We start from the raw sequence: 11,831 nt of genomic DNA on the forward strand, positions 1-11,831 counted from the left end.
TCAGTCGAGCGGCACGGGCCCCAGCACGGGCGCTGGGTCCAGGATGGCTCCGTCCGCGGCGGCGGCCGAGTCCGGGACGGCCTTGTCCGCGGCGGGTTCCGGATCCGGGATTCCGGCCCGTGGCACCGCCGGGTCGGCGGCGTGCGCCGCGGCCTCGAAGTAGCGCAAGAGCTCCACCGGGAACGGCAGCACCAGGGTCGAGTTCCGCTCGGCTGCCACCTCGACCATCGTCTGCATCAACCGCAGCTGGAGGGCGCCCGGTGTCGCGGTCATCGCCGCGGCCGCCTGGGACAGCTTCTTGGACGCCTGGAACTCGCCGTCGGCGGTGATGACCCGGGACCGGCGCTCCCGCTCGGCCTCCGCCTGGCGCGACATCGACCGCTTCATCGCCTCGGGCAGCGCCACGTCCTTGATCTCGACGCGGTCGATCTCGATGCCCCACGGGGCGGCCGGGCTGTCGAGCATCACCTCGAGGCCCTGGTTGAGCTGCTCGCGGTTGGACAGCAGGTCGTCGAGCTCGCTCTTGCCGATGATCGATCGCAGCGAGGTCTGCGCCACCTGCGAGATCGCGTACTGGTAGTCCTGCACCTCGACGACGGCCCGCATCGGGTCGTGGACCCGGAAGTAGACGACCGCATCGACGCGCACGGTCACGTTGTCGCGGGTGATGCCGTCCTGTGCCGGGACCGGCATCGTGGCGACCTGCATGTTGACGCGCTTCATCCGGTCCACGAACGGGACCAGCATGGTCGGGCCCGGGCGCCGCACCTCCGGCTGGGCACGACCCAGCCGGAACACGACGCCGCGTTCGATCTGCTTGACCACGCGGAAGCTCATCGCGACGCCCAAAGCGACGAGCACGACCAGGGCGAGCAACACGATGAGCAGGACGTCCACGACGACCTCCGGGGGGACGAGTATTTGCCTCGCCCTCGAGCGTACGTCGCCCGGCCGACGCAATCCCGGCACTCGTACCCATGGTTACGTTGACCCGGTGGATGCACGCGAGATGCTGAGCCACTGCCTGGCCAAGCCGGGTGCCTGGCCGGACAACCCCTGGGACCACGACCACCCGGTGATCAAGGTGGGTGCGGCCGAGGCGGGCAAGATCTTCGCCTTCCTCGGGGCCGACGGGGTCGGCGTCAAGGGTGGGCCGAGCCGCGAGGCCGCCGACGAGTGGCTCGACCGCTACCCGGGCGCAGCAACGGTGATGGCCTACATCGGCCGCTCGGGCTGGAACAACCTGTCCTTCTCCGGGGAGATCCCCGACGAGGAGCTGATCGAGGCGGTCGACGAGTCCTACCGCCTCGTCGTCGCCAAGCTGCCGCGCAAGCACCGGCCGGAGGGCTGGGAGGACTGACGCCGCGTCAGGGGCGGGTGCCGCGGGCCACGGTCAGGCCGACTACTCGTCGCCGCCGTCGTCGGGCGGCCGGAGCTCCCGGTGCTGCTGCTTCTTCTCCAGACGACGCAGGTTGCTCGCGATCATGTCCTGACGGGTGACCAGGGTGCGCATGAGGTTGATACCGGTGCCGGCGATGACGAAGCCCGGCCAGAAGAACGTGTCGGCACCGATCACCAGCCAGATCACGACGCAGACGATGCTGGGCCCGAGGAAGCCGAGCACGGCCTCGCGCCGGTCGGACTGGTACTTCGCGACCGCCTGCCGCTGCAGGTCGTCGCCGGCCACGGGCGCCAACGCCGAGGACCCGGCATCGGGCGCGACCAGGTCGGACACCAGCTTCGGGAGCTCGCCGAGGGTCCGGGCGCCGGCGGCCTCGGTGCTCCTGCTGTCGAACTCCTCGCGGTCCAGTCGTCCGTCGGCGTACGCCTCGGTGAGGACCTGCTGGACGACGCTGCGGTCCCCGTCGGACGCCCGGAGCCCGGCGTTGGCCGACCGGCGCGGATCATGGGTGAACGACGACCACAGGTCGGCGGATCCGGTCACGCGTGCCTCGCTTCCACACTCGGCATCCTAGGTCGGTTGCGCAGCACGGCACGGCCGACCGAGACCTCGACACGCACGGAAACCCGGTACGGTGCCCCGGTGAACCCCGCGCCACGCTCGCACGCCCGGCTCAACGTCGGGCTCTGCATCGTGGCGCTGGTCCTGGCCTCCGCCGCCGTGGTGGGCGGCGTGGACGTCCAGCGCACCCGCGGAGAGCGGGCCGACGCCGCGGTCGAGCAGGCGAGGTACGGCGACGTGCTGGCCGCCGCGACCAAGGAGGCCGAGGCCGTCATCAACCTCGACTACCGACACCCCCGGGACAGCACGGCGACCGTGGCCGCGGGTGCGACCGGCAAGTTCCGCCGCCAGTACGACACCTCGTCCGCGGGCGTGACCAAGGTGCTCCTGCGGAACCGATCGGTCATGGACGGCAAGGTCGTGTGGGCCGGGGTCGTCGACCTCCACCAGGACGAGGCCACAGTCATCGTCGCCACCTCGGGCACGGTCGCGAACGTGCAGACCCGTGGCAAGCCGGTGGCACGCAACTTCCGGCTCAAGCTGGACCTCGTCCACACGGACGGCCGCTGGCTCACCTCCGACCTCGAGTTCGTGGGCTGAGCAGATGACGGCACGCGACGGGGTCCTGGGCAGCGCCCGCACGACGACGGTGCTGCTCGTCGTCGTCGCGCTGCTGGTGGCGGTGCTGGCGGGGGAGTCGTGGTACCTCTGGCTGCGACCCGAGCCCTCGGTCTCGGCCAGCCGCCCCGTGGTCACCGGCCAGCTGACCCACCAGGCCGCGGTGGACGCCGCGTCCTCGGCGACCGAGGAGATCCTCTCGACGTCGTACACGGACTACGACCAGCAGGTGCGCCGGGCGACCAGCAAGATGACCGATGCCTTCGCTGCGGACTACCGGAAGACCGTCGCCGACCTCCGCGACAGGTTCATCGCAGACAGGACCCGGCTCCAGGTGAACGTGGTCGACGCCGGAGTCGTGCGGGCGTCGTCCCAGCGGGTCGTCGCACTGCTCTTCCTCGACAAGTACGTCCACAAGCAGGGGCAGGCGACGGCGTTCACGCCCTACCGGGCGCTGGTCACCGTCGTGCACACCGACCACGGCTGGCTGGTGTCCGACCTGCAGACGCGGTGACGGCGGGACCGGAATCGAGCACATGGAGCACGAACCGAACACGTGAGGAGGAGGATCTGAGCATGTCGGACACAGACCTGCTTGTCATCGGGGCCGGCCCCACCGGGCTGTTCGCGACCTACTACGCCGGCTTCCGCGGGCTGCGGGTCGCCGTCGTCGACTCGCTGCCCGAGCTCGGGGGGCAGATCACCGCGATGTATCCCGAGAAGCAGATCCTCGACGTGGCCGGCTTCCCGACCGTCAAGGGCCGCGACCTCGTCGAGGGCCTCGTCGCCCAGGCCGCGACCGCCCACCCGGAGTACTTCCTCGACCGGACGGCGACCAGCCTGCGCCAGGACGCCGACAGCGTGACCATCGGCCTCGACGACGGCGAGGAGATCCGCGCCGGCGCCGTGCTGATCACCGCCGGCATCGGCAAGTTCAGCCCCAGGCCGCTGCCGGCGGGCGAGGGGTGGGTGGGCCGCGGGCTGGAGTTCTTCGTCCCGAGCTTCGCGCCGTACGCCGGGAAGGACGTCGTCATCGTCGGCGGCGGGGACAGCGCCTTCGACTGGGCGCTGCACCTCGAGCCCGTCGCGCGATCGGTGACCCTCGTGCACCGCCGCGACGCCTTCCGCGCCCACGCCCGGACCGTCGAGCAGGTGCGGTCCTCGCCGGTGCGCATCATCACCAAGGCCGAGGTGACGGCGTTCAACGGCGACGGGGTCGTGGAGTCGGTCGAGGTCCTCGCCGACGGCGAGAAGATGACGCTCCCGGCGCAGGCGGTCGTCGCCGCCCTCGGCTTCGTCGCGGACCTCGGTCCCCTGCAGGAGTGGGGGATCGAGGTGGTCAAGCGCCACGTCGTGGTCGACTCGGCGATGCGCACCAGCATCGAGCGCGTCTTCGCCGCCGGGGACGTCACCGAGTACCCCGGCAAGGTGAGGCTGATCGCCGTGGGCTTCGGTGAGGCGGCCACCGCCGTGAACAACGCCGCCGTCGCGATCGACCCGAGCGCGCACGTCTTCCCCGGCCACTCGAGCGAGGGAAGCTGACCGTGAGCGGCCGCGACGCCGTACGCATGAGCGACCGAGAGGTCGCCGGCTTCCTCGACGACAACCTCAAGGTCCAGGTGGCCAGCATCGGCAGGGACGGGGCGCCGCACCTGACCACGCTCTTCTACGTCGTCGTCGACGGCTGCATCGCGTTCTGGACCTACGCCCGCAGCCAGAAGATCCGCAACCTCGAGCGCGACCCCCGGGTGAGCTGTCTGGTCGAGGACGGCACCGACTACTTCGAGCTGCGCGGTGTCTCGATCTCCGGGCGCGCCGAGATCCTCCGCGAGCCCGACCAGGTCCGCGAGATCGGCTCGGCTGTCGCCGTGCGGATGGTCGGCGCCAAGTCCCTGGAGGACCTGGGTGACTTCGGCCGCGCCACCGTCGAGAAGCAGGTCACCAAGCGGGTGGCCGTGGTGGTCCGTCCCGACCACGTCGCGTCATGGGACCACCGCAAGATGGTCTGAGCCCGGGGAGCCTCAGTCGCGCAGCAGGAGCCCGACCGCGACGTCCATCCGCTTGGAGACGTCGCCGGCGTTGGTGCGGCCGGTGACCCAGCCGACGAGGGTGGAGAGCCAGACGTCCGCGATGACTCGCGCGACGGCCACGTCCTCGTCGGACGTCGCCTCGCTGCCGGGGTTCATGGCCCGGGTCAGCATCGTGTTGAGGAGCATGCCCACCGCGTGGATCTCGTTGGCCACCGAGGCGTCGGCGAACATGAACGCCCGCGTCAGCGCCTCGGTCAGGTGCGGGTCGCTCTGGAGGCCCTTGGTGGTCCGGTTGAGCAGGAACATCACGCGCTCGTGCGCGGTGTCGCCCGGGATCGGCTTGTCGCGCGTCGCCGCCTCGGCGCGCTCGAACTCGCGGCCCAGGGCCGAGACCAGCAGGTGGATCTTGGACGGGAAGTAGCGGTAGAGCGTCCCGAGCGCCACGTCAGCCTGCTCGGCAACCGTGCGCATCTGGACCGCGTCGAAGCCGCCCTGGGAGGCCAGCGCGATCGTCGCGTCGAGGATCCGCTTGCGCCGGCCCCGCTGTGCCGCGGACCCGAGCTCCTCGTCGGTCAGCGAGTTGGCGGTGCTCACAGCGCCTCCCATGCGTCTCCCCCTCGGAAGATCCGGCCCTCGAGCCACTCGATGGACCGGACATCTAGGCTAGCAATCAGTGGGACATAATAGGAACACGTTTCACTTCGTCCGGCCCGGACGCTCAGACACGAAAGGTCGTGGCGGATGCGGATCGCCTTACTGTCCTACCGAAGCAAGCCTCATTGCGGAGGACAGGGCATCTACGTCCGTCACCTGAGCCGTGAGCTCACCAACCTCGGCCACCAGGTCGAGGTGTTCTCCGGGCAGCCCTACCCCGACCTCGACCCCGGGGTCGCGCTGACGAAGGTCCCCAGCCTCGACCTCTACCGCGAGCCCGACCCGTTCCGGATCCCGAAGCCGCGCGAGTTCCGCGACCTGGTGGACGTCGAGGAGTTCCTCACCATGTGCGCCTCGGGCTTCCCCGAGCCCAAGACCTTCAGCACCCGGGTGGCCAGGCTGCTGCGCGACCGCGTCGACGACTTCGACATCGTCCACGACAACCAGGTCCTCGGCTACGGGATGCTCGACATCGAGAAGATGGGGCTGCCGCTGATCACCACGCTGCACCACCCCATCACCTTCGACCGGCGGATCGACCTGGCCGCCGCGCCCTGGCGCAAGAAGCTGTCCGTGCGGCGGTGGTACGGCTTCCTGCGGATGCAGGGCAAGGTCGCCCGTCAGGCCCGCAAGATCCTCACGCCCTCCCAGGCCTCCAAGCGCGACATCGTCAAGGACTTCGGGGTCGACCCGCAGCGGCTCCAGGTGATCCTGCTCGGCGTCGACGACGGCTTCGTGCCGCCGACCGCGCCGCGGGTGCCCGGCCGGATCCTGGCCATGGCCAGCGCCGACGCCCCGATGAAGGGCATCGCGACCCTGCTCGAGGCGTTCGCCAAGCTGCGCACGGAGCGTGACGTCGAGCTGATGCTCGTCACCAGGCCCCAGCCCGGAGGCCGCACCGAGCAGCTCATCGACCGCCTCTCGATCGCCGACTCCGTGCGCTTCGTGCACGGCGTCAGCGACGCCGAGCTGGTCGACCTGATGGGCTCGGCGGAGATCGCCTGCGTGCCCTCGCTCTACGAGGGCTTCTCGCTCCCGACCGCCGAGCTGATGGCCTGTGAGACACCGCTGGTCGTCTCCCGGGCGGGCGCCATCCCCGAGGTCGTGGGGCCGGACGGGGAGTGCGCCGACCTCGTCACGCCCGGCGACGTGGGGGAGCTGGAGACCGCGCTCGCCGCGCTGCTCGACGACCCCGAGCGCCGTGAGCGGATGGGACGCGCCGGGCGCCGGCGGGTGCAGGAGCTCTTCAGCTGGCGCGCCGTCGCAGCAGCGACCGCGGCGGCGTACGACGAGGTGATCGCCGACTACCACGGGGCCCAGCCGGCCCGACAGACGAAGGGGTAACAGTGCTGACCGTTGACTTCGACCGCCTCGGGCTCCGCCCCGGCGACCGGGTGCTCGACATGGGGTGCGGCGCCGGACGGCACGCGTTCGAGATGTACCGCCGCGGGGGTGACGTCATCGCCTTCGACCAGGACGCCGACGAGCTCGCCGGGGTCCGTGAGCTGTTCGGGGCGATGAAGGAGGCCGGCGAGGTGCCCGAGGGCGCCGAGGCCGACGTCAAGGAGGGCGACGCCCTCTCGCTGCCCTTCGCCGACGGCGAGTTCGACCGGGTCGTCGCGGCGGAGGTGCTCGAGCACATCCCCGCCGACATCCAGGCCATCGACGAGCTGGCGCGGGTCCTGCGACCGGGCGGCACCATCGCGGTGTCCGTGCCGCGGTGGTTCCCCGAGATCATCAACTGGAAGCTCTCCGACGACTACCACAACACCCCCGGTGGGCACATCCGGATCTACTCCGACAAGGAGCTGATCGGCAAGCTGGCCAACGCCGGCCTCGAGCTCCAGGGCAAGTCCTACGCCCACGGCCTGCACTCGCCGTACTGGTGGATCAAGTGCGCCGTCGGGGTTCGCAACGACGACCACCCGCTGGCGAAGGCCTACCACCGGCTGCTGGTCTGGGAGATCATGAAGCAGCCCCGGACGCTGCGGCTGGCGGGCCGGGTCCTCGACCCGGTGATCGGCAAGAGCATGGTGCTCTACTTCCGGAAGCCGGATTCCGGCGCTGTCGATGGCTGACCCACTCGCCCGGATCCCCTACGTCGACGGCATCCTCACCGCCGAGCAGGTCGCCGAGACCGCGGCCTCGATCGCGGCGATGCAGGAGCCGTCCGGAGCGGTGCCCTGGACGATCGGGGAGCACACCGACATCTGGAACCACGTCGAGGCCGCGATGGCGCTGCTCGCCGGCGGACAGGTCGCCGCGGCCGAGCGCGCCTACGCGTGGGTGCCGACGATGCAGCGCGCGGACGGCTCGTGGCCGATGAAGATCGTCGGCGACGAGGTCGAGGACCACCGCGGCGAGGTCAACATGTCGTCCTACCTCGCGGTGGGCATCTGGCACCACTGGCTGATCCGTCGCGACGTCACCTTCGTCCGGCGCTTCTGGCCGGCCGTGCGGGCCGGGCTGGACTGGGTCGTCTCCCAGCAGCTGCCGTTCGGCGGGATCAACTGGACGCCCGACGAGTCCGGCGCGCTGCTGGCCGGGTCCTCCAGCATCTACCAGTCGCTGCGCGCCGGCGTGGCCCTCGCCGACCTGGTCGACGAGCCGCAGCCGGAGTGGGAGCTGGCCGGCGGCCGGCTGGGCCACGCCATCCGTCAGCACCGCGAGCTGTTCCTGGACAAGTCGACCTACTCGATGGACTGGTACTACCCGGTGCTGGGCGGCGCGGTCCGCGGCGAGGACGCCTTCGCGCTGCTGAGGACGCGTTGGAACGAGTTCGTGGTCGACGGCCTCGGGATCCACTGCGTCGACACCAACCCGTGGGTGACCGGGGCCGAGACCTGCGAGCTGGCGATGGCGCTCGACGCGATCGGCGACCAGCGACGCGCGCTGGCCTTGCTGGCCGACATGCAGCACCTGCGAGGCGACGAGGGGAAGTACTGGACCGGCTGGGTCTACGGCGACGACGTGCACTGGCCGGTCGAGCACACGACGTACACGGCCGCGGCCGTGATCCTGGCCATCGACGCCCTGGGGGAGACCCACGGGCACGCCACCGAGGGCTCCGGCATCATGCGCGGCACCTCGCTGGCGCCGCACTTCGCCGAGCTCGCTCTCGAGTGCGGGTGCCCGTCAGGTGACGAGGTCCCCGGCGTCGCCCCGCGTCCGCACTAGCACCCGCATCGACCCGAGCGCCTCGACCTCCTCGAAGCCGCTCTCCAGCGCGCGCAGGAAGACCAGGTACGGCGGGCGGCCGCCGTCCGCGGGGTCGGGGAAGACGTCGTGGATGACCAGCAGGCCGCCGGTCATCAGCCACGGCGCCCAGCCGGTGTAGTCGTTGCGGGCGTGCACCTCGGCGTGCCCGCCGTCGATGAAGAGCATCGACAGGGGAGTGCGCCACAGCGCCGAGACCGTCGTGGACTGTCCGACCACGGCCACCACGTGGTCCTCCAGGCCCGCCCGGGCCAGGGTCTTGCGGAAGACCGGCAGCGTGTCCATCCTCGCGAGCTCGGGGTCCACCAGGCTGGCGTCGTGGTGCTCCCACCCGGCCTGGTTCTCCTCCGACCCGCGGTGGTGGTCGACCGTGAGCACGGTCCCGCCGACCTCACGCGCGGCCGCGCCGAGGTAGATCGCGGACTTGCCGCAGTAGGTGCCGACCTCCAGGACAGGTCCGTGGGGGAGCCGTTCCCGTGCGACCCGGTGCAGCAGCAGGCCCTCGTCCTCGGGCATGAAGCCCTTCGCAGCCCGGGCGTGGGCGAGCAGGTCGGCGGGCATCTCGACGGTCTCCGGCACGCGGGTCAGCCTAGTGGGGTCGCCACGCGCTCCAGGGCTCGAGAGGGCAGGCCGGACAGGGAGTCGGGCGTCTCCGCGGCCGGTCCCAGGTCAGCCACGGCGCGGCCGCCGGTGCGGGTGGCCCCGGCGCCCGCGGCGACGACGAGCACGACACCGACGGCGGCCGGCAGCCCGGGCACCTGGTGCAGCAGCACCAGCCCGACCAGCGCAGCGATGGCGGGCTCGAGGCTCATCAGGGTCCCGAACGCGGCAGTGTCGAGGCGACGCAGCGCCAGCATCTCCAGGCTGAACGGAACCAGCGGCAGCAGCAGCGCCAGGCCCAGGCCGAGGATCACCAGCTGCGGGGTGAGCCTGGTGGCAAAGCCCGGACCGGCGATCCCGACGGCGACGACGCCCGCAACGGGCAGCGAGACCGCCAGCCCCTGGAGGCCCTCGACCGCGTCGCCCACCGCCTGGTGAGCAGGATGTACGCCGCCCAGCAGGCCGCCGCGCCGAGCGCGAAGCCGATGCCCACCGGGTCCGTCGCTCCGGCCCACGGTCGGGTGAGCATCAGCACCCCGACCAGGGCGAGCGCCGGCCACAGCAGCTGGCGCCGGTCGCGGCTGCGAGCCACGGCCACCGCGAGCGGGCCGAGGAACTCCAGGGCGCTCGCGGTGCCGAGCGGGATGCGCGCCACGGCCTCCATGAAGAGGACCGTGACCCCGCCGGTCACCACGCCCAGCGCGGCTGCGGCGGCCAGCGAGTGGCGGGTCATGCTCCGCGGACGCGGGCGTAGGAGGAGCAGGGCCAGGGCGCCCGCGCAGGCCAGCCGCAGCGCGGCAGCGCCCTCCGCGCCGGTCCGGTCCAGCAGCCCCACGGACGCGGCGAGGCCCAGCTGTACGCAGGACATCGACGCGAGCGCCATGAGCGAGCCGGTACGGGCCGAGGTGTGTCCGAGGGAAGTCATGGGACCAGTGAAGCCGGGTGGAACGTTCACGTCCACGTGACCTCGATTGACGATGTGTTCAGGAATCGTTGACAATCCACGTCATGGATCCCCGTCGCCTCGAGCTGCTCCTCCAGCTGTCCCGCCTGGGCTCCATGCGTGCGGTGGCCGACGTCATGAACGTCACGACCTCCACGGTGTCCCAGCAGATCGCGGCGCTCGCGCAGGAGGCCGGGACCCCGCTGCTGGAGCACGAGGGACGCGGCGTACGCCTCACCCCCGCGGGGCGACGCCTCGCGGACCACGCCGTCCACGTGCTGGCGGCCCTCGATGCGGCCCGGGCCGACCTGGATCCGGAGGCCACCCCGCACGGGACGCTGCGGGTGGCCGCCTTCGCCACCGCGATCCGCCAGGCGGTGCTCCCGGTGCTGCGCCGGCTCGCCGCGGACCATCGCGACGTGCGGCTGAGCATCCACGAGCACGAGCCGGCCGAGGCGCTCGAGCTGCTCGACGGCGACCACGTCGACCTCGCCATGACCTACGACTACAACCTCGCACCCGCGACGTTCGACGCGACGCTCGCCGCGATCCCGCTCGGCACCACGCCCTGGGGCCTGGGGTTGCCGGCCGGCGACCCGGATGGGCCGGCCACGTCGCTGGAGGTCTTCGCGCGCTACCGCGACCACGACTGGATCGTGAACTCGCGGAACACCGCCGACGACGAGGTCGTCCGCACCGTCGCCTCGCTGGCCGGCTTCCAGCCACGCGTCGTGCACCGCGCCGACAGCCTCGAGCTCGTGCAGGACATGATCGCGGAGGGTCTCGGGGTCGGGCTCCTGCCGCAGGCGATGACGACGATCCCGCAGGTCCGGGTGCACCGGCTCGCCGACCCCGTGGTCACCCTCCGGGCGTACGCCGTGACCCGGCGCGGGCGCGACGTCTGGCCGCCGCTGGCGCTGGTGCTCCGGCTGCTCGAGGACGTGCCGCTGGGCGATCCTGCCTAGCCGGCGCTACAGGAGCGTCGCGCTGTGGTCGGGCACGTACGCCGTCTGGTCGCGCGGCGGGCGCTCGTAGCCCCTCGGTGCCGGCCGCGGCGGCAGCTCGACCAGCGGGGTCTGCACGTCGACGTACGGGATGCTGCTGAGCAGGTGGGCCATCATGTTGAGCCGGGCCCGCTTCTTCACGTCGCTCTCCACGACGTACCACGGCGCCTCGGGGATGTCGGTGTGCACCATCATCTCGTCCTTGGCGCGCGAGTAGTCCTCCCAGTGGGTGATGGACTCGATGTCCATCGACGACAGCTTCCACTGCCGCATCGGGTCATTCAGCCGCCGCTTGAACCGGCGCTGCTGCTCGCGGTCGCTGACGGAGAACCAGTACTTGCGCAGCATGATCCCGTCCTCGACGAGCAGTCGCTCGAAGATCGGGCACTGGTGCAGGAAGCGGCGGTACTCGACCGGGGTGCAGAACCCCAGCACCTTCTCCACGCCGGCGCGGTTGTACCAGGACCGGTCGAAGAGCACGATCTCCCCGGCGGAGGGCAGGTGCTCGACGTAGCGCTGGAAGTACCACTGCCCCTTGTCGCGCTCGGTGGGTGCGGGCAGCGCCACGATCCGCGCGACGCGGGGGTTGAGGTACTGCGTGATCCGCTTGATCGTGCCGCCCTTGCCGGCGGCGTCGCGGCCCTCGAAGACCACGACCAGGCGCTGTCGCTCGGTCTTGACCCACTCCTGGACCTTGACCATCTCGGCCTGCAGGCGGAACAGCTCGGCCTCGTAGACCTTGTTCGGCACCTTCTGCTCGGCCCTGGCCGACTGTCCGTCGTCGTGCTTCCCCATGCTGCAGG

The 11,831-nt window shown here is 71.3% G+C and carries 16 protein-coding genes; 9 read left to right on the plus strand and 7 right to left on the minus strand.

Annotated elements, in window-relative coordinates; genetic code table 11:
* Window positions 1-897, minus strand: a complete 897-nt coding sequence (locus tag H0S67_RS10895; protein ID WP_180936580.1) for a slipin family protein — start codon at window positions 895-897, stop codon at window positions 1-3.
* Between the two features lie 97 nt (window positions 898-994).
* Between H0S67_RS10895 and H0S67_RS10900 the strand changes: the two genes are divergently transcribed.
* A complete protein-coding gene (locus H0S67_RS10900; protein WP_180936581.1) occupies window positions 995-1,360 on the plus strand; it encodes an MmcQ/YjbR family DNA-binding protein in 366 nt (121 codons plus the stop codon).
* A 42-nt stretch (window positions 1,361-1,402) separates the two neighbouring features.
* Here the strand turns inward: H0S67_RS10900 and H0S67_RS10905 are convergent, their stop codons facing one another.
* Window positions 1,403-1,945: a DUF1707 SHOCT-like domain-containing protein gene (locus H0S67_RS10905; protein ID WP_219635639.1), complete on the minus strand. Its 543-nt coding sequence runs from the start codon at window positions 1,943-1,945 to the stop codon at window positions 1,403-1,405.
* Between the two features lie 99 nt (window positions 1,946-2,044).
* On the opposite strand from H0S67_RS10905, the gene H0S67_RS10910 reads away from it, so the two are divergent.
* From H0S67_RS10910 to H0S67_RS10925, 4 genes are all read left to right on the plus strand, one after another.
* Window positions 2,045-2,563: a hypothetical protein gene (locus H0S67_RS10910; protein WP_180936582.1), complete on the plus strand. Its 519-nt coding sequence runs from the start codon at window positions 2,045-2,047 to the stop codon at window positions 2,561-2,563.
* A gap of 4 nt (window positions 2,564-2,567) precedes the next feature.
* Window positions 2,568-3,095, plus strand: a complete 528-nt coding sequence (locus tag H0S67_RS10915; protein ID WP_180936583.1) for a hypothetical protein — start codon at window positions 2,568-2,570, stop codon at window positions 3,093-3,095.
* A gap of 62 nt (window positions 3,096-3,157) precedes the next feature.
* Window positions 3,158-4,123 carry an NAD(P)/FAD-dependent oxidoreductase gene (locus H0S67_RS10920; protein ID WP_180936584.1) on the plus strand — a complete coding sequence of 322 codons (966 nt, stop codon included), beginning with the start codon at window positions 3,158-3,160 and terminating at the stop codon, window positions 4,121-4,123.
* A 26-nt stretch (window positions 4,124-4,149) separates the two neighbouring features.
* A complete protein-coding gene (locus H0S67_RS10925; protein ID WP_180936585.1) occupies window positions 4,150-4,590 on the plus strand; it encodes a pyridoxamine 5'-phosphate oxidase family protein in 441 nt (146 codons plus the stop codon).
* A gap of 12 nt (window positions 4,591-4,602) precedes the next feature.
* Here H0S67_RS10925 and kstR read toward each other — a convergent pair whose 3' ends face one another.
* Window positions 4,603-5,217 (minus strand): cholesterol catabolism transcriptional regulator KstR, encoded by a 615-nt coding sequence (gene kstR, locus H0S67_RS10930; protein WP_180936586.1) that lies wholly within the window; start codon window positions 5,215-5,217, stop codon window positions 4,603-4,605.
* A gap of 135 nt (window positions 5,218-5,352) precedes the next feature.
* Between kstR and H0S67_RS10935 the strand changes: the two genes are divergently transcribed.
* The 3 genes from H0S67_RS10935 to H0S67_RS10945 are packed head-to-tail and all read left to right on the plus strand — an operon-like array spanning window position 5,353 to window position 8,442.
* Entirely contained in the window at window positions 5,353-6,609 is a 1,257-nt protein-coding gene (locus tag H0S67_RS10935) for a glycosyltransferase family 4 protein (protein WP_180936587.1), read from the plus strand.
* 2 nt (window positions 6,610-6,611) lie between these two features.
* Window positions 6,612-7,343, plus strand: a complete 732-nt coding sequence (locus H0S67_RS10940; protein WP_180936588.1) for a class I SAM-dependent methyltransferase — start codon at window positions 6,612-6,614, stop codon at window positions 7,341-7,343.
* Window positions 7,336-8,442: a prenyltransferase gene (locus tag H0S67_RS10945; protein WP_180936589.1), complete on the plus strand. Its 1,107-nt coding sequence runs from the start codon at window positions 7,336-7,338 to the stop codon at window positions 8,440-8,442. The genes H0S67_RS10940 and H0S67_RS10945 overlap by 8 nt, the downstream gene beginning before the upstream one ends.
* Here H0S67_RS10945 and H0S67_RS10950 read toward each other — a convergent pair.
* From H0S67_RS10950 to H0S67_RS10955, 3 genes are read right to left on the minus strand one after another with little or no spacing between them, the layout of a single operon-like run.
* Entirely contained in the window at window positions 8,401-9,060 is a 660-nt protein-coding gene (locus H0S67_RS10950) for a class I SAM-dependent methyltransferase (protein ID WP_246355299.1), read from the minus strand. The genes H0S67_RS10945 and H0S67_RS10950 overlap by 42 nt on opposite strands.
* A 5-nt stretch (window positions 9,061-9,065) precedes the next feature.
* Entirely contained in the window at window positions 9,066-9,395 is a 330-nt protein-coding gene (locus tag H0S67_RS23580) for an EamA family transporter (RefSeq protein ID WP_219635640.1), read from the minus strand.
* Entirely contained in the window at window positions 9,392-10,006 is a 615-nt protein-coding gene (locus H0S67_RS10955; RefSeq protein WP_219635641.1) for a DMT family transporter, read from the minus strand. The genes H0S67_RS23580 and H0S67_RS10955 overlap by 4 nt, the downstream gene beginning before the upstream one ends.
* 83 nt (window positions 10,007-10,089) lie before the next feature.
* Here H0S67_RS10955 and H0S67_RS10960 point away from each other — a divergent pair, with 83 nt between their 5' ends.
* The gene (locus tag H0S67_RS10960) at window positions 10,090-10,989 is read left to right on the plus strand and encodes a LysR family transcriptional regulator (protein ID WP_180936590.1); all 900 of its coding nucleotides are present in this window, start codon (window positions 10,090-10,092) and stop codon (window positions 10,987-10,989) included.
* Window positions 10,990-10,995: 6 nt separating this feature from the next.
* Here H0S67_RS10960 and ppk2 read toward each other — a convergent pair whose 3' ends face one another.
* Window positions 10,996-11,823: a polyphosphate kinase 2 gene (gene ppk2 / locus H0S67_RS10965; protein WP_180936591.1), complete on the minus strand. Its 828-nt coding sequence runs from the start codon at window positions 11,821-11,823 to the stop codon at window positions 10,996-10,998.
* Between the last annotated feature and the right edge of the window lie 8 nt (window positions 11,824-11,831).

The sequence above is a fragment of the Nocardioides ungokensis genome, from assembly GCF_013466985.1.
GTDB lineage: Bacteria > Actinomycetota > Actinomycetes > Propionibacteriales > Nocardioidaceae > Nocardioides > Nocardioides ungokensis.